The organism is Psychroflexus torquis ATCC 700755 (genome assembly GCF_000153485.2).
GTDB classification, from domain to species: Bacteria; Bacteroidota; Bacteroidia; order Flavobacteriales; family Flavobacteriaceae; genus Psychroflexus; species Psychroflexus torquis.
In genome coordinates this window covers 1,201,863-1,225,436 of the sequence record NC_018721.1, presented here as the reverse complement: position 1 = coordinate 1,225,436, position 23,574 = coordinate 1,201,863, and the positions used below count along the sequence as shown (strand labels likewise).

Genomic DNA, 23,574 nt, shown 5'->3' with positions numbered 1-23,574 from the left:
ATTGATTATTAAGAATTAATATATATAAATATAGCTTGTATTCCACAAATAAACACCTCCCTTTTTAAAAAAATTAAAGATTTATCCTCGTAATTAACTGAATTATAGAGCCTAGTCTTTTGTCAATGGTCATAAAGGTTCTTTTTCCAAGGGATTCTTACCTATTAATGAGATGAACAAACGGTACAGATAAAGTGGTAATCATGCTAGGACGAAAGAATCACATAAATGCTTATTTAGTGTTTAAAGCTTTTATATTTTCTTTTATTTTTGTAATAAATTTTATGGTGACGGTTTCTGAAAAAACATAAAATAGTTTCAAATTATTATCAGAGCTGAGTTTTTTTTTTCGCTTATCACGTCCAAGGTTTTTTTGAAAGCTTCAATTCTTCCAAAAGACTATACAGGCTATTTATGCTATTTCCTTGATACTCAATGCCGATATTTAAACCTGGTATAAAGATGTCTAAATGAAGAAGACCTAGCCATTTTGGATTTCCGTAGTGTATTACTTTATGTTCAGATCCTGCTGTTATGTAAAGCCTAGTCGAGTAAAACCTTAGTGCATAGGCTGTTTATTGCTTTATGCATAGTACAGATCTCAAACAGTTCTTAAAAATTTAAGTCTTTTCTTATTTCTTAATAAAAAATATTAATTTTAGGTTAAATGAAAAAAAGAGTTGTCTTATGAGAAAAATTATAGGTTTACTCGTATTCTGCTTTTCAATTACTTTAATAGCTCAAAGTCCAAGTTCAGTAGACATCTATGCGTATAAGGAAGGAGATCCCAATGGGACAGGTAAATGGTATATGGGAAGAGAAATTGCCTACGTGATGGGTTTTCAAGGGATGAGCTGGCTAGATCGTCCTGAACGCGAAAGGGAAGAGAACACAGCGAAATTATTACAACATATGAATATCACTTCAGGAGATATCATTGCAGATATTGGAGCAGGATCTGGGTATCATGTGTTTAAAATGTCTTCAATAGCCAAAGACGTATTCGTTTATGCGGTAGATATTCAAGATGAAATGCTTGTAGAAATGAACGAACGTATTACCGATAACGAGATTGATAATGTGGCGCTTGTTAAAGGAAGTGAAAAGAGTGTCAACTTAGCTAAAAATTCGGTTGATAAAATACTTATGGTAGATGTCTACCATGAGTTTAGTTACCCCATAGAAATGCTGGCTTCCATAAAAAGTGCTTTGCGAGCAGACGGTAAAATTTATTTAATCGAGTATCGAGCCGAAGATCCCAGTGTCCCCATTAAAAAGGTTCATAAAATGAGTGAAAAGCAAGCGATTAAAGAATTTGAAGCTGCAGGTTTTACGTTAGAAAAAAATAAAGGAAATCTTCCGTGGCAACATTGTATGGTATTCGTTAAATCATAAATTTCTCCTCCTAGATTTGTTTTGTGTTTCTCAACAAAACCAAAGTAAACTCCACACTTTACTTTAAGGTGAATCTATTGTGGCATTTTAATTTTAAGTTTTTAAAATTTAGCTTTATGAAGGCAAAAACTAAGTAAGTTGCCTCTAAGTGCATGATCTACAAAGAACATTTCTCTGTTTAGAATAAATGATTTATTTTGGTACTTCAATTTAAATAGGCTTATCCTTAATTAGAATGACTAAGTTTCTGTACTTCCTCTTGTTTTTCCCTATGCTTCTTTCAGCTCAAATTAATGAAAGTGATACGCTTAGCATAAAAGCAAACCTTTCATTAACTGGATTTTATCAGGGCGGAAATGTAGAAACCATCATTTTTAGAGCAAAATCAGATTTTAGTTTTAAACCTTTAAAAAATTTGGTTTTCAAAACTCAAAATTCATATGTGTATCAAGAGTTTGGAAAGGAAAAAGCTGATGAGGATATTTTAAGTGTAAACTTTTTATACCTAAATCCCGACCGCAAACTATATCCTTTAGTATTAGGTTTTATAAGTACCAATTTCCGAAGAGAAATTGATTTACGTTCTCTGCTAGGGGCAGGGGTTACCTATCAAATTGTGAACAAGAAAAGCCACTGGCTAAAGCTTTCCCTTTCTAGTGAATACGAACAGACAGCTTTTGGGGAAACTAACTTTAACCGTTCAGACTATGATGGAAGTGAATCTATTAACACGTTTCGGGGTACCGTTTGGGTGAATGGTAAATATAATTTATTTAAAAAGAAAGTCATTTTAAAACATGAACTCTATTTCCAGCCTTCTTTGGAGCAAAGTGATAATTTTAGATGGCAAGCAGATTTAGCTTTAGAACTACCCCTTTGGAAGTTTCTGAATTTTAAAATAAATTATATCCATACTTTCGAGAGTATTGTGATTGAAAATCAAAGTCAAGAAGATAGGTTTCTGACTTTTGGCTTTACCCTAAAAAGTTTTGGTCTTGACTAATGCTGCTGTTTTGAAGATGGCTAGTGGGTGAAGTAAAATCATTGTTTTCTTTTGCTACGAGGAATAATAGGGGAGTAGTTGGTCAGCATTTAGGGGGTTATAGATCAGTTTCGTTTTACGTCACAAAAAAGCCTTGATTATTGCAATGATTTTCGAAGCCTCGTTGGCCCACAGTTGTTTATGAAGTTGAAAGTTTCTGTGTTGCCTAAATAAATAGAGAAAAATAAATTAAAAAAGCTCAAAGAATCAGTATTATAAATCCATGAGCTTAGAATTTAAGTGTCTCAAAATCAATAGAGAAAAGAGTTGTTTTTCACCTCAGTTCTTTGTTGTGCGTTCGTACTTTTATTCGGTTGGCATTGGTTCATTACTACTCCACATACCATAAATAGCCATCCACTTTCCTTCCTTATTTAGCTCAAGTATTTCTGTATATTTCCCAACTTCAACTAGTGTATCATTTTTCGCTCCGTGAAACCGCATTGTAAACGTTCCAATTTCGTAACCTGAATTACCTACACTTTTAGCATCAATCGTTTTTACAGTTGCATCAATAATCCCGGCATCAATAGCTCCTTGCCAATATGCTTGAATGTTGGCGCGTCCAGTAACAATAGGTTCATTTGGCGGAAGTATAGAAGCATTCTCGTCATAAACAATGGCAGCAGCCACAGCATCTTTTGCTGTTAATGCTTTTGCAAAATCGCGGTTCATCTGTCCGAGTTCTTCTAAAGTGGCAGATTTGGAGATTTCTTCTTTTTCAACTTCTACCGTTGGTTCCTTTTGCTTTTGTTCACAACTTTGAATTGCAAAAGACAATGCAAATATCATTGTGATTAAAGTTAATTTATTTAGTTTTTTCATAATTATACCTATTTAGTTAGTGCTTACTCTAATAGGTTTTCAGCTTCCCCGTTTTTTCGTTTTTCGTATGATGCACAACATTTAGATGACACAATTTTTTGTATCATTTACTTTATCTACATTCTAAATTTAGTGATTTTTTTATTGTCTTAAAAATATTAACATTAAATACATGTTTTAATAAACGGTGAAATCTCGGAGCTAACTAATTTTAATCTCAAATTATTTATAATAAAGTACACTTTATTATAAATAATTAATAACCTCTAAACACATATCAAAATACTGTTTTCTAGCTACGAATAGGCAAGTCAATAGCTGATAAATGGTATCCAATGGCTCTAGAGTAACCTAGCATTGGTAAATTAATGGGTTTGTAAAAATCCTCTGGTCTTACCGTCGGTTTTGATCGGTTTTCAAGTACAGCAGAATGATGTAGTTAAGCAGGTTTGACACTAGTGATTAGGCAAAGTGGGAGCAGTTTAAAAGGACGACTTTGAACACGTAAAATTGGCAATCAAAAAATAATTCAATTTATTATTTATGGGCAGTTTTAATACTTGTAAACTAGCTGGCAGGGAGAAGCGACACATCTTGCAGAGATCTTTATAAAAAATAGTTGCCAACGAAAGAGTAAAAACTAGCACTCATAGGGGCCTGTAATACCCTGTTGAAACAAGCCTTCGCCATCGCCAAATTAGGCTTGATCTATTGTGCTACTTATCGAAGTACTTTAGTGAGAAATTAATAACTTTTTACTTGTTTTTTATCACGGTACTTTGTTATGGGCAGTTATTTTATTTCATCAGATATTCGAGAATAGAAATTTTGAATTCCCATTTCTGCCCCTCGGTTGAATTCTTTCTCTTGGTCTTTTAATTTATTTAATTCGGGAACATAGTTTTTCGTCTTATCCAATGCCCAGACACCTCCAGCAATCAGTGTTGCTGCAACACTAATAAATGGAGATTCAAATTGAGATAAATACCTTCCAGTCAAACCAACTCCTCCTGCTCGAAGTAAACCTCCAGCAATATCCGTTTTAATTTGATATTTGATATTTTTACGTTCTCGTTCAAGCTCACTTGCAATTTTTTTATAACCCTTTATTTGTTCTGTAGCTTTTTTATTAAAGATTTCATCTTGACCAATTTCTTGGCTTAGTTTACCAATTGAACTAAATAGTTCTTCTCTTGCATTAGCTTGTTCTCCCCATATTTTAGTTCTGAATTTGAGAATATCTTTAATGCTCATCATATCAAGTTGTAAATCATCTAAATATTCCTCGTGACATAATTTTAATACTCTATTTCTTTGCAACCAGAAAGGATCAGCACTATCGGGTTTTGATAGTAGATTATTTACATTATTTAGTAATTGTGCTCCAATATTACCATAAGCGTTTGAAGGAAAAACAGGGATTAATTCTTTTTGCTCGCAATATCCAGTATACTTGATAAATGATGCTATTCTTGCTCTTGCGATTTGACTTAGAAAAATTCTTGAATCTTCATCAATATTTATGTCCTCAATGATAGGAAGGTGTGGAACATCATTTATCTTTTTACTTCCTTGACCAGATAATGAGATATTTGGCTCTTTTTCTTTTAATTTTAGTAATAAGTTTTTGTCATTAAAAATTGCAGCATTAAGAAAGTCAAAGTTTTTAGAGAATTCTCTAAATACCCAAAAAACAAAATTAGGATTCAAAGGATAGCCACCAGTAGGAATACCTCCGATTGAGGAAGAGTTAGTTTCTGGTATATATATATGATTTCCGATAGGTTCCAGTCAAAACCTTCAAAATCCGTGGTGTTGATAAATTGAACAACTACCGCATCAATATCTTTGTGATATTCTGCAATGCTTTGATAGCCAACTACCAAACCTCCATGGTTATATTCATAAGGATAGATTTCCTTTTCTTCCTCGTTAAATACCGAACCATCGTTTAAGGCTCGCAAAAATATATCCACATCTTCTGCTGTAGCCAACATCCCGTATTCACGAGCTTTAAAATCTTCCTCATATCCTACATAATACCCACTCATAACATCATCTAAATCGACTTCTGTAATTGAAAAGAACGTGTTCTTAAGTTCTAGTGATTCTAATATTTTCTCTTTGATATAATCGTTATGGCTGTAACCTAAGACATCGTCCATGATCCTGCGAAGCAATAAATAATTGGTGTTGGAATATTCATATCCTTCATCTGGGGCAAAGCTGGCAGGCAGATCTAAAGCAAAGTCTATGGCATTTTGACCTTTTCACTGTTCGTCTAGCCAGTAGGCAGAATTATCTGTGAAATTAGGAATCCCAGACCGATGTTGAACCATCATTTTCAAAGTGATTTCTTCGGCATTTTCTATTCTTCCTTTTAATTCGGGTAGGTAATCTATTAGCGGTTTATCAAATGCTAAACGCTTTTCTTTGACCAATTTAGTAGCTGCTACAGCGGTATATAACTTGCTAATACTGGCTATTTTGAACAATGATTTTGGGTCGGCTGGTATTTTATTTTTTCTATCTTTCCAGCCACTTGTGTAATATTCTGGTGGTTTCCCTGCTTGTTCCACATAAACAATCATGCCATCAAATTTATGGGTAATTGCCTCATTTACTTGTTCTTGAACTGTATCAGGAAGTGGTAAAACCCAAGCCTTTACCAAAATCCATGGTACGAACCACAAAGAAGATATGCTTGCAATAATAAATGCTATTCTGAGAATTCGTTTTATTTGTTTCTTTTTCATACTACTTCAGGGCGATGTATTTTATTGAATTGCTCATAACGTCTCGGCTATGGTTAGTGCGGGAATTCATAGAACTGAACTTTCGGACTAGCACTTAGCCGAATTTTTAATTTTATCTTTATTTCAACAGACACGCAAAATTGAAAATTTTGCGGACTTTGTTCAAGGCACTTCACTTAGGGTTGAGCACCAAAACCCGTATTAACTATAGCCATTGTTGCCAGCAGTTTTTATTTCAAATACTTTAGTTTTATTTCAGGATATGACATATAACTTACTTTTGATTCAATTCCGTTAGTAGTTATTTTATTCGTTACCTTAACTTCATCTGTTGAGATTTGTTCAGCAAATATGGATACATAAACTAGTTTTCTAACTCGCCCAGTTCTAAAAGTATTTACCAATATAGTTTCTTGCCAATAACGTTTTTCCCCATTCATCTTTGGTCTGAAATATGTGTTTTTTACTGTTCCGTCAATAAATTCAACACCTAGTCGTAATTCTCCGTTTTTTTCTTTATCAAGTTTTAAATTATAAGCATTATTTGATGTTTTGCCTAATTTGTACCAACCGAATCTAGGCTTTTCCTTTTGTGTAATTGCCATTGGTGTTGCAAACTTTAGGACTTGAGTATCTTTAATATTTATTTTTGAACTAGTTAATGATGGGAAGTAAAGTCTGTAATCATCTCCACTTGGGTCAAATTTTGTATTCTTCTTTTTAATTACTTGAACTCTAAAAAGTGCATTCGGGTCTTTTATGATATACTTATATATCAAACTGTCAAGTGATTCAATTCTAGATTCATCAAAAAGGGGTATGAATTCAGTCGCCATAGACATATCAAGTCCTGTTGTTGTTAAAATGCTAGTGATAGTATTAAGTGTTTCATCTATATCAACTTCGGTTTTTCTAGCGAATGAAAATTTAAATTCGAGTGAATCCGCACTTTGTCCAGAATATACAAAATATTCATTTCTCGGCATATTCTTAACAGTATTGTAGTCGAGAGTATATTCAATAGGATTGTACATTTTGACATCTGTAATACGAATGGATTTAGTATTGAAAAATTTAGTAAAAAAGTCCCTTGATTTATATTGAAATTCGGTAATGTTTGAGTTCTTAATCTGAACGGTATCAATTTTAACAGGTATTGAGTTACATTCAGAAGTTGGGTCTGTCAGTAATTCCTTATTCTTTCTGTCATATTTGTCAATACCATCTCCTAGAAAGTTAACAGTTTTTACTTTTTTGTCAAATAGCCAAGTTGAATTTTGACTAAATACTGAGAATCCTATCATTACAAATAGAATTGTTAAAATTTGCTTTTTCATAATATTGATTGGTTTTTGTTATTTGTTTCAATTGCTGGCAACATCCGTATAAACCCTATTCAAATCCTCAGTATAGGGTATATATTTATTTAGGACGTTATTTTATTTTTATCTAAACTAACACTTTCGCACATAATATCCAACAGACTTTGTATTCATCGCTAAAACTCTACTGTAAATTTCTGCCGCTTTAGAGCTATTATGACCTAAAGTGATCTGAATATGTCTTAAGCTTGTTCCCCGTTCCATAGGGGTGTGGCAAAACTATGACGTAAAGCGTGTGGGATCCTCAAAGGCTTAGTCTTGTTGCTTTTAAAGCTTTGCGATATACCTTGAACTTTAGATGCTTTAGTTATTTTTAGTCATAGATTAATTATGCCTTGGTCTCCTAAATTAGTTAAAACAGACTTTTAAAAACTACTTTTTAATCATTTAAAGGTATTTAACCCTTAAGAACGGATATCCTTAAGTTATGACCTCGTCGAGATGTTGTGAAAAATAAATGCAAACTTTGCTTAGTAATCCGTCGACTGATGATTGCTGTAAGATTATTAAAAAAACCACACTAACACTCTCCACTAAAGATTTTATACGGCGTTTTCAACTCCATATTCTTTCCAAAGGCTTTATACCAAATTAGACCAATAATGTCGCAATAAATCGTTTCTTTTTCGCCTGCTTTTCATCAAAAATAATTACCTTAGCTAAGGCTATGCTAGTTATTTTTGATTTCAATCAATCAAAAAACCTGTGCTGAGCTACGCCGTAGTATAATTCAATTTATTCATACGGCATTATAAATATAATTTGGCTTTACTCGAATAAGGCATTATAAGTTTTTGAGTTGCAGTTGGAAAAAAGAGAAGTTACCACTATTACAACTGCAATTAAGAGATGAAAACTTGGCACACATAATAACCTTTGCAACTCAAGAGAAGTCCTTATATCGCTGTTGTCCGAGGTGTAAAAAGAAGACCTTAATCACACTTTTTACTTTTGACAGTCGAGGTCCTCCAAAGGATTACAAAAAAATTATAAAGGATAAACTAGAATACAAAAATTAAAAAACAGTTCTAAAAAGAGCCTTAGCAGAGTAATGCCCAAACTAAAGGAAAATGATAAAAAACAGCAGATTCTCACACAAAAAAAGCATGATCTCACTAAAAAGTACCTTATTTAGATAAGTAACTGAATAAAAAGGGATGCAAAGCACTCTAAAAACAACTTTCTCCTCTTGTAAGGTTCTTGCCAACTCATCGAATTCCCCCTTATTTAAAAATACTGGATCAGTCAACAAATCATATAGCGTTGGCCTATCGGCAAGCCATATGCTTAGTTATTGGGTAACGTAACTTTCTAAATTCAATTCAATTCAATATCTCTTTCGATAATATTATTCGGCTTTTTGGAATTGATTTCAGAGTTTTTCTAATATGTATAACTTTTTCCTCTTTTATAAAAGTTGGAATTAACTTTTCAAGTTCAATCTTGAATAGACGATTTATAATTATTAAGTCATCTTTTGAAAATGGTCTAATTCCGTTAATTAGTTCAGAAATATAACCCTTTCTATGTCCTAAAATTTTCGCTAAATCAGTTTGATTCAAACCGCTTTCTTTCAGTTTTTCACGAATGATTTCTTTTCTTTTTAAATAGAACTTATTTTCTGCTTGTACAATATGTTCAGCTAAATCACTTTCCTCAATTTGTTCGCTCGTGATATTCTCATTATTTGACCAATTTTTATCCTCGTAATCTTTAATTAATTTTGATAAGTGTTTTCTCAAAACTTTATAAGATTCATTTTCTTTAGCTAAAACTCTTAATTTTAGAAATAAGTTCGTTGCTTTTTCAACTTCTAATTCACTATTTAAGAAGTTGATTTTTTCTATATTTTGAATTGAAAATTTTTCCATAATTAAATCAAATTTTGGTTTCTCAACCATTTTTCTATTGTGTTTTTATTTCCTTTAAATATTTTATCATATTCTTGATGATTTCCTGTCCAAACGATTGAAGCTTCTGAATCCTCAAATACAATTAAAATCATTGCCCTGTGAATATTTATATTAAAAAAGTAAAAGCCTTCTGGATGAACATTGTCAGCATCTGGTCTTTCTTCTTTTATTTCAAGAGGTTTTTTCCATTCCGCATTCTCAATATCTTCGATTAATTTTTCAATAGCTTCAGTCAACTTCTTATTTCCTTGATTCTTTTTCTCAAGTTTTAAAAGTTTTCTTTTGTTTAGTAAATTCAAAGTTCAAATAACTTACTGCAAAGATAGTAAAAAAGTTTCATATATTGTGGAACTATTAGATTTCGTTTTTTATGTTGCCCAACGTGATGTGGTCGAGTAGACAAGGGGAATTTCACCCCAAGCCTCTCACAGAAAAATTCGACAGGCTCAGTGCACCACCGTGCTTGAAAGTCTCCCCTCACTCAGCCTGCACCGTTTTTGTCGGGGGTTCTTCTAATTTAATTTACAAAAATAAGCTCTTCCTTTTGCAAGTTGGCAAATTGTAAATAAAAATTAGCTCATCCCTTTGCTCCAGTTCCATTACACTCCCGATAGATTCTGTGTTAATAACCAAGTGATATTTCAATTTATTTAATTAATATTGATATCTGAAGGCAACTATAAGTTAGCCTGCAAGGGTACCTCCGCATTCGTGTGGTGTACCCTTTTTTGATGATAGTCATTTTCATAGGGATTCTGGTTTTTATCTATCACAAAAATAAGTTCAAGCATTTTTCTCTGCACAGCAATCAGCGCTTTCATTTTGATTCCACTTTTTGATACGATCCTAACATATAAGTCTTTATGCGATTGGCTATATTTAACAGAGGATAGATATCAGGATCAACACTACTACGAATGAGTCCGCTTCTGCTTATAACTTCTCCCGATACCTATAGGGACTATCTCTCGATTGTTTCGATTGAATATTTCCCTTTGACTTGTAGCGAATCCTAATGCGTTAGCTTTAAACAAGTCTATCATTCATAAGTAGTTTCCCAAGTTTCGTAACTAAGTCCAAGTAAAGTTCCCCGAAAAAGACGGGGCAGGTTTTGCCACCTAAATGATCCCGATAGATATCGGGACTTTACAGAAAATAAATAGGTTATCTCTGTAATTAATGTTATTGCTAACATTTCATTTCACTCCGTATGCCCGACGCCAACTGGCTCATTCACTAAAAATGTCCTCAGGACATTTTCTTAACGCTCCGCCCTGTAGCTTTTGACTGGAGGTTCCTACTTCTCAGCCTGCCTCGTTTTTTCGGGGACACCTCATCGATGGTTCACAGAAGTTTATCCTGAGCTTGACGAAGGGTTCAACTCCATATTATTCCCAAAGGCTTTACTCGAATAAGGCATTATAAATTTTTAAGCAGCAGTTGGAAAAAAGAGAAGTTACCGCTATTATAATTGCAATTAAGAGATAAAAACTTGGCACACATTGTAACCTTTGCGATTCAAGAGAAATCCTTACATCGCTTTTGTCCGAGTTGTAAAAAGCAAACCTTGATTACACTTTTCAACTATGACAGTCGTGGGCCGCCTAAGGATTACAAAAAAATTATAAAGGATAAACTAGAATACAAAAATTAAAAAACAGTTCTAAAAAGAGCTTTGACATACTAATACCCAAACTGAAGGAAAATGATAAAAAACAGCAGATTCTCACACAAAAAAAAGGTGATCTCCCTAAAAGGTATCTTATTTAGATAAGCAACTGAATAAAAAGGGATGCAAAGCACTCTAAAAATAACCTTCTCCTATTGTAAGTGTCTTGCTAACTCATCGAATTCCCTCCTTACCAGCAATCCCGGATCAGTCAATAAATCATATAGCTGACTCCACTGAGCCTGTCGAAGTGTTGGCCTATCGGCAAGCCATATGCTTAGTTATTAGCACCTGTTATTTTTTTAGTAATATTCTATAATTCTTTCTTTTCTTGTCAATTCACTTTCTGACTTTATCCAATTTTGATTCAAGTCTAATTCATACGTAATGCTTTTGCTTTCTGTCAATTTTCCATTATAATACTTTTCCATTTTTACTAGATTTCCCAAGTTATTATGATAGAAAATTTCTTTTGATTCTGATGTTGGAAACGAATATTTCGTAGTCTTAACTTTTTTATTTTCTCGAGGGAAAATTTTCAATTCAGTTATTTTTTATGGCGAATTACTTTTAAAAAATTCTTTTGTCAGAGTTGTGTTTTCATTAGGATATTCATATTCCCAATTCCTAAATCCATTTGTGTCCACATATCCAAATTTCTTTTCAATAGTTTTTCCGAAACTATCAAGTTTAAACTCTGTAACCGTTTGAAGTTTATTTAAATAAGATTCTTCTTTTTTTTCAAGTCCGAGATTATTGTATGAATATTTACTCGAAAAGGTGGAATCTCCATCTGTTACAATTTGTTCTTTTATTAATCTATTCCTATTGTCATATTCGTAAAGTCTAACAACAGAAGATAAATTAGGTTCAAAACGGGTTTCTTCTTTTTCAATTATCCCGTTTTCTCCATAAAATTCCAATACTCTTGATTTTAAAGTATCATTTTCAAAAGTTTTTATTTCGACACTTTTTACATTTCCAAATAATTTACTTTCAATAAATTCCGCTTTCCTATTTTCAGGTTTTTAATTGCAAGAATAAAATAACCCAAATAAAAGCAGAAATATTATTAAAGTGCTCGATTTCATAATTGGTGCTAACGTCTCGGCTATGGTTAGTGCGGGAATTAAAAGTAGTGTTCTTTAGACTAAGCACTTAGCCAAATCGTTGTATTTTGTTTTTAATTTGTTCCTTTATAAAAGCCAAATCAACGATTTGGTGGACTTTGTTAAAACTCATTGACTTTCTGTTTAGCACAAACGCCCTTATTATTTTTATACATTGTTGCCATTCGTTCTTGTTGCCAGATGTAGTTTCCATTCTGCAGTTTAATAATAAAACTATTTTAGACTGCAGATAAAAGAGGAGCTTAGTTTATTTTTTCTAATAATTAACTCTAAATTCCATTTTTTAATTTAGTCAGCTAGTGAAAATTTATCCCTTATTGGGGATATAGTCTATACCTAACTCTTTTAAGCTCTTAATTGCCGATTTATCTCCTTTATTTGCTGCTTTTTTATACCATTGTATTGCAAGGTTTTTATTCATAGAATAGCCGAAATATCCTTTCATATAAGCATATGCAACTTGACTCATCCCTGGGCGATAACCTAAGTCTGCTGATCTTTGATACCATTTTCCTATTTCACTCTTTGAAATATTATATTGTGGATTCTTATAATTATAAAGATAAAAATCTGCAATACTAAATGCTGCTCTCCCATTAGGAAATGTATTGTAAGATTTTTTCAACCATTCTAATTGTAAGGTCTTGTCTCTTGTAATTTCATTATCATATTTACTATAAGCACTTGCAATTGAACTTGCTATACGGGAAGCTGCTTCACTATTAACTACTTTGAGTTTTCCAAAGCCTTTTTTATAATATTCCAAGCCCAAGGTTGGCTTATATGGAGTTCCTTCATCAGTATATTCTGATAAATACATGTATCCTATAGCGTAGTCTGCTATATCTATTTTACCATCTGCTATTTGCAATAAATTGAAATAGGCTTCTTCGCCACTGTCCATTCCATATTTGGTTCTGGCATAAATGTAACATGCCAAAGATAGTTTGAGATTAACGCCATCTAAACATAAATTCTCGGCTTTAGTATAATCATCTTTCCAATTCTCGCTTTCGATTATACCTATACCTTCTAAATAAAAGAATGCCAAACGTGCTTTGCCTTGAGCTGACTTGTATTTTTTTGCTTTCTCTAATTCGCTTTTAATAAATGAAGTAGAATTCCTCGATGATTGTATTTTATTTGCCCAGTCATTATCCGAACCAAAGTCAGCTATTTCATCGTAATTACTAAAGTCTGTAACCCCCATGTCAGCTTGTCTCTTTAATTCCACTATTTTTTCTTGCTCTGCTTTTTTGAAGTTATTTTCGTTTGTTGTTGATAGCGAAATCATTTTCATATAATCACTATGATCTTCCTGTGCAATTTCAAAATAAACTGTGATATGTTTTTTAGCTTTTAGATATTCTTTTTTGCTTAAGTAGATATTTGTATACAACGCCTCAATTTTTGCATTTGTTTTAGTTAAAGCTTCTATACAGTCTTCCAAATGGGTTGTTGCTGTGTTATTATCCCCATTTCCGTAAGCATTTTGTGCTTCTATAAAATGGTATTTTGCCATAGCTTCTGGATTTTGAGCCATTGTATTTAAGCTTAAGCCAATAATTAGTAATAGAATGATTTTTATTTTCATAAGATGTTTTTTAATTTGGTGGATTCAAGTGATAAACGCAACAATGCCGTCGTTATTTATAGTGTTTTTATTTTTTAGCAACAGTAATTAATATTGCGTTATTTCTAATGTTTCATTATTCTTTTTTATTAATTTGATGGATTTTTCACATCTTGTATATTGAGACTTTAACATATAGATTGTTAAATTATTTTTTAAACTTCCAATACTTTCGGGTAACGTGGTTAAATCATTACCAAATAAGTAAAGTGCACTTAGCTTTATAAGATTCCCAATACTTTCGGGTAGTACAGTTAAAGCATTATTATTTAAAATAAATTCATCTAAGCTTGTAAGGTTCCCAATACTTTCGGGTAACGTTGTTAGCTTATTTCCTTGTAAGTCAAGTAGGTCTAATCTTGTAAGGTTTCCAATACTTTCGGGTAACGTTGTTAGTCTATTCCCATCTAAGTTGAGTTTTTCTAAGCTTGTAAGGTTTCCAATGCTTTGGGGAAGAGCCGTTAAATTACTTTCATTTAAATAAAGTCTTTCTAAGCTTATAAGATTTCCTATACTTTCGGGTAGTGTCGTTAAATCAGTCTCCCTTAAAAAAAGTTCTTCTAAGCTTGTAAGATTCCCAATACTTTCGGGAAGTACCGATAATTTATTACTCCCTGAAAAAAATGTTTTTAATCTTGAGAGGTTTCCAATACTTTCAGGTAACGTTGTTAAATTATTCTTACCTAAATAGAGTTCTTCTAAGCTTGTAAGGTTTCCAATACTTTCGGGTAATGTTGTTAAATTATTACTAACTAAATTAAGTTTTTTTAAGCTTGTGAGATTACCAATACTTTCGGGTAAGGTTGTAAAACCGCACTGACTTAGATCTAATTCTTCTAATTTAGACAAACTGCCAATTTCTTCTGGTAAATAAGGGATTGGATGTGCTTTTGTAATCACAATAGAAGTCACATTAAAGTATGTTTTAATACTCTTAAAATTTTTAACTGTCAAGTAATTCATTGCATTAGCTTCATAGCCATCAGGAAGCAGCATTAGATTTTTTATAGCACTATGTTCTAGGTATTTTTTAGCTTCAATGCGATACAATGCGTTTTTTGAATTTTGAAGATAATTTTCAAAAGATGCTATTGTTTTTTCTGATAGCGCTACCTTCCAATTTTGTTGGTCCTTTTGTTGGTCTTTTTGTTTTTCGATTTCTTTATTTTTTTTCTTTAAGGCAAGTTGTTCAATTTCTATCGCCTTCTTTGTTGTTTCTGTTAATAGCGAAATCATTTTCATATAATCGCTATGGTTTTCAGCGGCTATATCAAAATACAATGTCATATGATTCTTAGCATTAATAAAGTCTTTTTGACTATAATAGATATAGGTATATAATGCTTCTATTTTAGAGTTGGTTTTCCCAAAAGATTCTACGGTTGTTTTTAAATTATCTAGGGCTGCATTATTATCTCCATTTCCGTAACTATTCTGTGCTTCTGTAAAATGATATTTTGCCATAGCTTCTGGACTCTGAGCTATTGCATTTAAGCTGCAAGCTAAAACGAGTAAAAGGGTAATTTTTGTTTTCATTGTTGATTTTTATGAACGGTTTGAACTTGGTTAATCCAAAGTGGATTCATAAAGGAATTTACCGTTTGTATCGTATACATCTACATTTTTACCTTGTTTTACACCAAACCATTTTTTTATGTTTTTATCAGATCTGCTATATTTAACTTCGGAATATTTTAATGGTATAACTATATTTCCTTCGCTATCCACTAAACCTTTTCCGTAATTCCCCGTAACGAAGATATATTTTCCGAAAGAGTGACTTATTTCATTAAATTGTGGTGTAATTATTGCTTTATCCGACACGAATCCAACTTTACCATTTTTAAATATTTTTTGACATCGTATAAATGATCCTCGTTTTGTGTTAATAATTTCTTTTAGCTTACTTTCTTTTTCTGTATAAAAATATGTAATAGTTTGTTTTGTCTTTGCATTATAAATTTTGTCGGGCTCTACATAGGAATCATCTAGATCTTTAACTATAAATATATTTGTTTCGGCTACGCTAGTAATATCTTTCATCGCTTTATAGGTTTGAGCTATAGGTGAGCTAATGAACCTTTTTGTAGGTTCTATTTTAATATTACCATTCTCATCTATTAATGAATTCATCGTTTTGTCTTTGAATTTAATTTCGTAATGATGCTTATTATCAAATGATTTATAAATTTTACATGATTTAATATTTTTAATGATAATGTTCATATTTACATGTAATAAAGTTCCTCCTTTATTATCATCCTTATTAATGTGACAGAGATAAAAATCGTCCGCAAGTTGTGTGAATTTGAGACAGCCATCTGATAGTCTTAATTTTCCTAAATTATTAGTGAAATAATATTTATTTGAATTCAAATAAATAAAATTGTTCGAGTCTCTAATTATAGTGTCGTGAATTATGGGTATTACCTTGATATCTTGACTATTAATAACCCCATATTTAGAGCCTATCTTTACAATGGCTCTGTCATATTCCATATTATCGATAGTTGCATCATATTGAGGCTTTATAATAAACTTTCCGTCCCTATTAATAAACCCCCATTTATTATTTTCCTCTTTGGCAACTAATGTGATGTTTGGATTAGAATTAAATAGTTTTAGTCTCTCTTTTTTTGCACTTTCGGTGATTTCTGCAAATAAAGAAACCATTTTCATATAGTCACTATGGTCTTCGGTTGCTTTTTTAAAGTACTGTGAAATATGTTCTTGGGCTTTTACATATTCTTGTTTAGCCATAAATATGTCTACATAAAGAGCTTCAATTTTTGCATTTGATTCTCCATTTATATTTTTCAGGCAGGTGTTAAGGTTAGTTAATGCTTCGGTATTGTTACCGTTACCATAAAATTCTTTAGCTTTTAAAAAGTAGGATTTAGCTAATATTTCTGAGTTTTGAGCTAATGCACAAAATGGTATAGCTATAAGAAGTAAGAGTGTAATTTTTATTTTCATAAGATGTTAATTTAATCCCAAATAGATTTTTTTGGTTTTGGTTTTTGAGATGTCTTTTTTTCACCCCAAAAGTCTTCTGTTTCTACATTCTTTTTAGGTTCTGTACTATTAGTCTTTTTTTCACCCCAAAAGTCACCGTTTTTATTGGAAGAACTTTCAAATTTAGGTTTATATGTAAACTTTAGTAAACTGTAGGACACATAGTTATTTCTTGCTTTTGACTGGAAGTTAGCTACAGCATTTTTTTGTTCTTCTAAAGAATTGTAAGGGCCTTGTGCATACACATATGGTTTAGATACTTTTGATTTGAAATCTTTTATGACGTCTATTTTATACGGTAGTTCATTTTCACCATTAGCAAATAAGCTAAAAGGAGAGATGTATATTTGTTTTTCATCATTATTTCTAGAAATAATAAGAAAAAACACTTCTTTACTATCAACTACCACTGGGATTTTTTTATCGTATAGATTATCTAAAAAACTAGATTGTGCATTACTAATTCTTTCTTTTTCTTCACGCTCTGCCTGTAATCTAATATACTCTAGTCTATCAAGTCTTAGTCTCTCGTTTCTTTCGGCACTTTCTCTTTCTTTTTCTTCCTTTCTTCTAGCATATTCAGCGTCTTTAGCTTCAGATTCTGCTCTAATTTGTGCATTGCGTTGATCTGCTATTTTGTTTATTTCGTTCATGATATTATCAGAAGTTGCATTCATCTGGTCAACTTTTCTTTGATTACTAGCTACCTGTGCATCAGCTCGTCTTTGTGCATCTTGTCTAGCTCTAGATTGTCTAGCTTTTGCTTCAGCGTCTTCTCTTTGTCTTTTCTGATAAATTGACTCTGAAGTAGAATTAGAGGAGTAATCACTATTGCTGTTTGAACTATTAGAAGAATAACTACTCTCATTACTAGAATAGTCATAAGAATCTGATGAGTTATTTTGTGAACTTTGAGCAGCAATTTGCATTTGTCTAATCTGGTCTGGCGTACAACCGGAGCATGATGGTACTCCTGAAGAACTTGATGAATTAGTTTGGGTGTTTGAAGAGGAAGTGTTACTTTTTTTCTCTTTGAATTTTCTTGATAAAATTGTGTACTCTTTTGTGTATTCTCTATCTCCTTTACTACTCACACTACAATTGAAACCGTAATCATCAATATATGTATTGCCTCTATCACTCTTCGAAGAGCTATATATCGTTTTTTTTATTATGGTAACTGTTTCAACACCATCACAATCGTTAAGCCTCTTTTCTAGTTCAAAGACAATAGGATCCTCATGATTATTTGTTGCAACCCATTTCCATTGACTCATAGGTCCATTTCGCAGCAATTCAATACCTGAATTTTGTTGTGCAAACCCTGAAAAAGTTGAAAGAGAAATTACTATAGCTAGAGTGATTTTTAAAATTAAAATTTTAAAATCTGTGTAATTGTTTGATTCCTGCATAATATTCTAATTATTTTTTTAACACCAGTTAATTTACTTTTAGAAGTTGGCTGTTTTTTTAATGAATGCCAACATCCGTATAAACCCTATTCAAAATTTTAGTATTGGGTATATATCTATTAAGTGTTATTTAATATTGCAAACTAAATTAACACTTTTTTGTATAATATCTAATATTTTTTTATTCATCGCTAAAACTCTAGTATAAATTTCTGCCGCTTTGGAGCTATTATGACCTAAAGCAGTCCTTATATGTCTTAAGCATATTCTCTGTTCCATAGTGGGTGTGGAAAAGCTATGACATAAAGTGCATGGGATGCACAAAGGCTTAGCGTTGGTGCTTTTAAAATTTTGCGATATACCTTGATCTTTAGTTGCTTTCGTTATTTTTAGTCACAGATTAATTATGCCTTGGTTACTTAAATTACTTAAAACAGACTTTTAAAAACTATTTTTTTAATCCTTTAAAGGTATTTAACCCTTAAGAACGGATAGCTTAAAGTTATGTCCTAATGGAGATGATGTGAAAATAAATGCAAAATTTGCTTAGTAGCCTATCGACTTATGATTGTTGTAAGATTATTAAAAAAAACCATACTAACACTCTCTACTTAAGAGTTTATATAGCGTTTTCAACTCCATATTCTTTCCAAAGACTTTATACCAAATTAGACCAATAATGTTGTAATAAATCGTTTCACCGATACGAATTCGGCACAGGCTTTTTTCGCCTGCTTTTCATCAAAAATAATTACCGTAGCTAAGGCTATGCTAGTTATTTTTGATTTCAATCAATCAAAAAACCAGTGCTGAGCTACGCCGTAGTATAATTCAATTTATTCATACGGCATTATAAATATAATTTGGTATTACTCGAATAAGGCATTATGGGTTTTTGAGTAGCAGTTGGAAAAAAGAGAAGTTGCCAAAACTACAAGCTGAATTGGCCACTGTAAAGAGGGAGCCTGTCAGAACAAAAGAACCCCTTATGAACCGCCGATGTCCTGTCAGTAAAAAAGGGAGATTACATACGATACTAGTGTTCAATGATCGTGGACCTCCCGATAATAGGTGGGTTTTACTAAAAAACAGAAAATTGAATGGGAGCAACTAAAAATTATTCTGCATGTGTGGACTGGATCTGCATGCCTTAACTCTAAAATTAAACGATAAGAACCAGAGATTTTAAGTTGAAACTACTAAAAATCCGCGCAGAATGTTAGAAAACAAATAAGCAATGTATGTTTTGACGACATCAATCAAAGCAAAACTTACAACCAACCTTCCTACGACTTAACGTTTTACCCATAGACGAAAAATCAACCGGATTCGTCAACACAGTATTCAGCTCTGGCTTATCGGCGAGCCGATTACTTAGTTATTAGCTTTAGTATTATTCTATTTATTTAGTTGTTCTAAAATTTGTATTATCTCTACTAAACAGTTTACCTCTAATTTAAACTTACTATTTCCGATATAATTAATTTCTACACCATTTTCAATTTCGTTATAATTTAACACTAGTTTTGAATTCTCAATTTCCCAATAATATCTGTTACCATTTGTTTTGTAAAGTTGATTTGTGTAATGTTTTCTTTCATAATTTGGACTTTCCCAAATCTGTTTTGAAATGCTTGTTAACAATTCAATGATTTCATCGGTATCTGTATTAGTTAGAAGGCAATATTCTCCATTCTCATAGTTAATTTGTAGAGAAACATAATTTCTGTTTTTTTGAATTATAATATTTCCTTTATTCACTAACCAATTGTAAGTTTGACTTTTCACTTTAAATATTTTGAGGTGTCCACATTTTTAGGAATTTAAACTTTTTTGAGTATTCATCTCTCGGACAAAATGCTAAGCAAACCTCATTGTTATCAAGTGAAGATTCAGTCAATACAACAAAATCAAGTTCATCTTTAAGCTTGTTAAATTCAATTTCATTAGCTAAACAAACAACTTTTTTGAATATTCCATTAATCCATTTTTTCATATTCAAATTGGTTTCATATTTTTTGTAACAAGCCAATGAAGCGTGAGCTGTTATTACAGGAACTAATTTATCAGGAGTTTCATCTTTTATAATGATATACATTTTCATATGATGCTCTTTTATCTCTATTATTCTTAACGGTTTCGCGTAAGGTTAGTTGCGTTGGCTAGCAACTAAATTAGTAAAAGAAAACGAACCAGAGGAAATTCCAAAGGGATTTCCAAGTAGGCGATAACCAAGCAATTAATTATACACCATGTTATGAGCTTTTTTTACTTCTCACTATTTTTACAATACGACTATATATGATTTCCGCTAAATTCCAATCATATCCATCAAAGTTAGTTGTATTGTTAAATTGAATTACAACTGTATCAATCTCTTTGTGGTATTCTGCAATACTCTGATAGCCAATAAGCAGACCTGTGTGTTCGTACACGTAAATGGAGGAATAGATTTCCTGTTCACCCTCATTAAACACCGAACCATCGTTTAATGCTCGCAAGAATATACCCACATCCTCTGCTGTAGCGATCATTAAGCCAGTAAATTCAGTTTTTAGATCGTCTTCAACTCCAACATAATATCCGCTCATCACATCGTCTATATCTACGTCATGAAGCGAAGCAAACGTATTTTTGAGCTGGAGAGGCATCAAAATTTCCTCCTTAATATATTGGTGACGACTATAACCCAGTACTTTATCTAGGAGATCCTCAATCAACATATAATTCGTATTTGAATAGCCATAGTCTTCACCCGGTTCAAAGTCAGCTGGTAAATCCAATGCGTAGTCAAGTGTTTCTTGTTTGCTTTTTGGTGGGTTTGTCCAATAATTAGGATGGTCTACAAAATTAGGAATACCGCTTCGGTGCTGAACCATCATTCTCAACGTGATTTTTTCTGCATTTTCAATTCTTCCCACCAGTTCTGGGAAGTAATCAGCGAGTGTTTTATCCAGAGACAAACGTTCTTCCTTAACTAATTTTGCAGTAGCAACAGCAATATATAGCTTGGTAATACTGGCAATCTTGAATAATGCTTTCGGGTCTGCTGGTATTTTATTTTTTCGGTCATGCCAGCCTGAGGCATAAAATTCTGGCGGCTTACCGGCTTGATCCACGTAAACAATCATTCCATCAAATCCATGACCAATTCCTTCATCCAACTGTTCTTGAACTGTATTTGGTAATGGTAATAGCCAAGCCCAGACTAATATCCAGGGTACGTAAAATAAGGAGATAGCAGTACTAGTAAGTAAAACTATTTGGAATATTCGTTTTGTTCTTTTTTTTGTCATACTATTTCAGGACGATGCGTTTTTTAAATTGCTCATAACGCTTAGTGTATAAAGAGTAGCATCCCGTAGGGTGCTATGATTTCATATATAGTGTTGTGGTGCGTTACTTTTTTAGAAACTATTTAAAAATAATTTTCCATTAGCATCCTTGTCATTGAGCCTTAAACAAATATCTTTATCTTCAATTAGATCAGGCATATCTTTTGGTAAATCAGAATCAATTAAAGTCACAATATATTGCAAGTCATATTTTTCACAGAAGTCTTTTACTATTTTGATATATCTAATTTTAATTCTATCATCCAACCCTTCCAATACTCCATCGTGGTAAACAAATTTAAAGAATGATCTATCTGAAAAATTAACTAACAGTGATAAGTCAAATGCAACACAAAGCAATTTTTTATATGTCGTTCCTTGTGATTCAGAAGTTTTAATTAAATCTATTTTATTTTGATAATCAGCGTTAAATTCAACATTTCCTTGATTGTTTAATTTCAATGAAATTAGAGCATTAGTATCTATTATTTCTTTTATAATTGAATTGAAAATTTTATTAATACTTGAATGCTTTCTTTCAGATAGTGATTCCTTTAACTTTGAAATATTATCCTTTATTAATTCTCGCTTTTCCTTAATGTCATTTTCTATTATTAAAGAACTATCAATTGCTTTAAGTTTATCTTTAATTCTTTCAATATCAACTTCTAATCCAATTGTTTTTTTCTGATATTCTTTGAACTTATGGTAACTATCTTTTTGAGTTAGTAACGACAATAAATCACCTTTTTGATTTTCAATTTCTTTAATATTTAAGTTTAAATCCGAATACTCAATTTTTAACTGACTTAGAGTTTCTGAAAGATATTTTTTACGTTCAATAGTTAATGATTTTTGGAAATTGATTAAATCATTATATTCTTTTTTTAATTGTTCAGGGTAATACAGATTTACTTCATTAAACAAACTATTAATTGCATTATCATCAACATCATCATTTATGTCAGATAATGATGATTCTATTTTGTTGATTTCATAAGAAATTCTATACCTATCAGTATTAAATGCTTGAAGTTTTACGTCTATCTCTTCTACAAGATAACTGTTTGTTTGAATGTCTTCTTTGAAAAAATTGAATTTATCTATTTGATCTTTAATTTCAGAAAGTTCATTTTTTTTAATTTCCAAAAGCCCTTCTAACCGATCCTTTTCTGAGGTGTCTATTTGTGCTTCTAATCTTAAAGTTTGTATTTTTTTCTTTAAGTCATCTATTTCTTCCTCAACTTCTAATTTTTCTAAAATCAGTTCCCCATTAAACCCAAGTAAATCAAAAACAAAAGGTTTCCAATCTTTATGCTTTCCCTTAAATTTATTTAGTTTAAAAACGTCTAAGTAGTCTTGTTGACTTCTTAAAAAATAGGTTATTGATTTCCTGTAATCCCAATTTGGTAAAATACTAAAGTCTAAGTATTCATTTAATCTCGCTTTTGCTTTTTTTAAGGTTAGTTCTTCATCCCAATCAATATCGAATTTAAAATCATCTAGTTTTGAGTCATTTAGTTTAAAAGATATTTTAGTTGGGGTGTTTATGGAACGTTTTATTATCAAATATTTACTGCTATTTAATTTTAGTTCCCCATAAAATTCTTGACCAATAAAAATATTATTTCCGAGTAATTTATCAGTGTTTTTGTCAAAGCCTGACAAGAGTAAAAAATCAATAACTCTTATTAAAGAAGTTTTGCCTAAATTATGAGTGTCGTCTTTTTTATCACTTTCTATGAATGCAATAATCGCATTGAATTTATCATTAAACTCAATGTTCTTGAAATTTTTGTTAGAATAAATTTTACTAATTTTCATTCTTGTTGCTTAATAGTTTTACAGCATCAATATTTTTTAAATATTCAACCTTACCAATTGCATATAAAAGAGTTAGTGCAAAATCAACATTATTTTTTGCCTTAACTCCGATTTCGTGTACCAACATTTCTTTTAAATCGTCATATTTAATTATTGTTTCTTTTGTCAAAAACAATAATATTTTTCCTGATATATATATGACGGAAAATTTGATGTTAGTATGTTTTGTTGGTGTTAGCATAT

The 23,574-nt window shown here is 31.6% G+C and carries 18 protein-coding genes and 4 pseudogenes; 5 read left to right on the top strand and 17 right to left on the bottom strand.

Translation table 11 applies throughout. The annotated features are described in order from the left end of the window. Window positions 1-687 precede the first annotated feature (687 nt). On the top strand, window positions 688-1,395 hold the full coding sequence (locus P700755_RS05440; protein ID WP_015023731.1) for a class I SAM-dependent methyltransferase: 708 nt from the start codon (window positions 688-690) through the stop codon (window positions 1,393-1,395). A 235-nt stretch (window positions 1,396-1,630) separates the two neighbouring features. Next, the gene (locus P700755_RS05435) at window positions 1,631-2,398 is read left to right on the top strand and encodes a DUF481 domain-containing protein (RefSeq protein ID WP_015023730.1); all 768 of its coding nucleotides are present in this window, start codon (window positions 1,631-1,633) and stop codon (window positions 2,396-2,398) included. A gap of 345 nt (window positions 2,399-2,743) precedes the next feature. On the opposite strand, the gene P700755_RS05430 is transcribed toward P700755_RS05435, so the two are convergent. The 4 genes and pseudogenes from P700755_RS05430 to P700755_RS05415 all read right to left on the bottom strand — a co-directional run bounded on the left by P700755_RS05430 (window position 2,744) and on the right by P700755_RS05415 (window position 7,355). Then, window positions 2,744-3,262 (bottom strand): YybH family protein, encoded by a 519-nt coding sequence (locus P700755_RS05430; protein WP_015023729.1) that lies wholly within the window; start codon window positions 3,260-3,262, stop codon window positions 2,744-2,746. Window positions 3,263-4,054: 792 nt separating this feature from the next. Further along, a complete protein-coding gene (locus P700755_RS05425; protein WP_015023728.1) occupies window positions 4,055-4,972 on the bottom strand; it encodes a hypothetical protein in 918 nt (305 codons plus the stop codon). Further along, window positions 4,969-6,018 (bottom strand): annotated as a pseudogene (locus P700755_RS05420) (serine hydrolase domain-containing protein). Before P700755_RS05420 ends, P700755_RS05425 begins: the two are co-directional and overlap by 4 nt. A 230-nt stretch (window positions 6,019-6,248) precedes the next feature. Continuing rightward, a complete protein-coding gene (locus P700755_RS05415) occupies window positions 6,249-7,355 on the bottom strand; it encodes a hypothetical protein (RefSeq protein WP_015023727.1) in 1,107 nt (368 codons plus the stop codon). An 809-nt stretch (window positions 7,356-8,164) separates the two neighbouring features. Here P700755_RS05415 and P700755_RS21210 point away from each other — a divergent pair. Beyond that, window positions 8,165-8,419 (top strand): annotated as a pseudogene (locus P700755_RS21210) (IS91 family transposase); the annotation flags it as partial. Window positions 8,420-8,722: 303 nt separating this feature from the next. Here the strand turns inward: P700755_RS21210 and P700755_RS05410 are convergent. Further along, window positions 8,723-9,301, bottom strand: a complete 579-nt coding sequence (locus tag P700755_RS05410; RefSeq protein ID WP_015023726.1) for a helix-turn-helix transcriptional regulator — start codon at window positions 9,299-9,301, stop codon at window positions 8,723-8,725. Then, a complete protein-coding gene (locus tag P700755_RS05405) occupies window positions 9,274-9,549 on the bottom strand; it encodes a type II toxin-antitoxin system HigB family toxin (protein ID WP_245536006.1) in 276 nt (91 codons plus the stop codon). Before P700755_RS05405 ends, P700755_RS05410 begins: the two co-directional genes overlap by 28 nt. A gap of 1,133 nt (window positions 9,550-10,682) precedes the next feature. Here P700755_RS05405 and P700755_RS21205 point away from each other — a divergent pair. Beyond that, window positions 10,683-10,967 (top strand): annotated as a pseudogene (locus tag P700755_RS21205) (IS91 family transposase); the annotation flags it as partial. Between the two features lie 317 nt (window positions 10,968-11,284). Here the strand turns inward: P700755_RS21205 and P700755_RS05400 are convergent. The 6 genes from P700755_RS05400 to P700755_RS05375 all read right to left on the bottom strand — a co-directional run bounded on the left by P700755_RS05400 (window position 11,285) and on the right by P700755_RS05375 (window position 18,172). After that, on the bottom strand, window positions 11,285-11,524 hold the full coding sequence (locus P700755_RS05400; protein ID WP_015023724.1) for a hypothetical protein: 240 nt from the start codon (window positions 11,522-11,524) through the stop codon (window positions 11,285-11,287). Window positions 11,525-11,536: 12 nt separating this feature from the next. Beyond that, window positions 11,537-11,905, bottom strand: coding sequence for a hypothetical protein (locus tag P700755_RS05395; RefSeq protein ID WP_015023723.1), 369 nt, complete (start codon window positions 11,903-11,905; stop codon window positions 11,537-11,539). 514 nt (window positions 11,906-12,419) lie between these two features. Continuing rightward, window positions 12,420-13,706, bottom strand: coding sequence for a tetratricopeptide repeat protein (locus P700755_RS05390; RefSeq protein WP_015023721.1), 1,287 nt, complete (start codon window positions 13,704-13,706; stop codon window positions 12,420-12,422). Window positions 13,707-13,793: 87 nt separating this feature from the next. Then, window positions 13,794-15,281, bottom strand: coding sequence for a leucine-rich repeat domain-containing protein (locus P700755_RS18650; RefSeq protein WP_015023720.1), 1,488 nt, complete (start codon window positions 15,279-15,281; stop codon window positions 13,794-13,796). 30 nt (window positions 15,282-15,311) lie between these two features. After that, on the bottom strand, window positions 15,312-16,721 hold the full coding sequence (locus P700755_RS05380; RefSeq protein WP_015023719.1) for a WG repeat-containing protein: 1,410 nt from the start codon (window positions 16,719-16,721) through the stop codon (window positions 15,312-15,314). 11 nt (window positions 16,722-16,732) lie between these two features. Continuing rightward, window positions 16,733-18,172, bottom strand: coding sequence for a hypothetical protein (locus tag P700755_RS05375; protein ID WP_015023718.1), 1,440 nt, complete (start codon window positions 18,170-18,172; stop codon window positions 16,733-16,735). Between the two features lie 865 nt (window positions 18,173-19,037). Here P700755_RS05375 and P700755_RS21200 point away from each other — a divergent pair. Further along, window positions 19,038-19,286 (top strand): annotated as a pseudogene (locus P700755_RS21200) (IS91 family transposase); the annotation flags it as partial. Window positions 19,287-19,570: 284 nt separating this feature from the next. Here P700755_RS21200 and P700755_RS05370 read toward each other — a convergent pair. The 5 genes from P700755_RS05370 to P700755_RS05350 all read right to left on the bottom strand — a co-directional run bounded on the left by P700755_RS05370 (window position 19,571) and on the right by P700755_RS05350 (window position 23,572). Continuing rightward, entirely contained in the window at window positions 19,571-19,960 is a 390-nt protein-coding gene (locus P700755_RS05370) for a hypothetical protein (RefSeq protein ID WP_015023717.1), read from the bottom strand. A 1-nt stretch (window position 19,961) separates the two neighbouring features. Continuing rightward, the gene (locus P700755_RS05365) at window positions 19,962-20,276 is read right to left on the bottom strand and encodes an aminoacyl-tRNA hydrolase (RefSeq protein WP_015023716.1); all 315 of its coding nucleotides are present in this window, start codon (window positions 20,274-20,276) and stop codon (window positions 19,962-19,964) included. A 151-nt stretch (window positions 20,277-20,427) separates the two neighbouring features. After that, window positions 20,428-21,468 (bottom strand): serine hydrolase domain-containing protein, encoded by a 1,041-nt coding sequence (locus P700755_RS05360; RefSeq protein ID WP_015023715.1) that lies wholly within the window; start codon window positions 21,466-21,468, stop codon window positions 20,428-20,430. Between the two features lie 111 nt (window positions 21,469-21,579). Then, the gene (locus P700755_RS05355) at window positions 21,580-23,331 is read right to left on the bottom strand and encodes a DUF2326 domain-containing protein (RefSeq protein WP_015023714.1); all 1,752 of its coding nucleotides are present in this window, start codon (window positions 23,329-23,331) and stop codon (window positions 21,580-21,582) included. After that, window positions 23,321-23,572, bottom strand: coding sequence for an ABC-three component system middle component 8 (locus P700755_RS05350; protein WP_041758153.1), 252 nt, complete (start codon window positions 23,570-23,572; stop codon window positions 23,321-23,323). Before P700755_RS05350 ends, P700755_RS05355 begins: the two co-directional genes overlap by 11 nt. Between the last annotated feature and the right edge of the window lie 2 nt (window positions 23,573-23,574).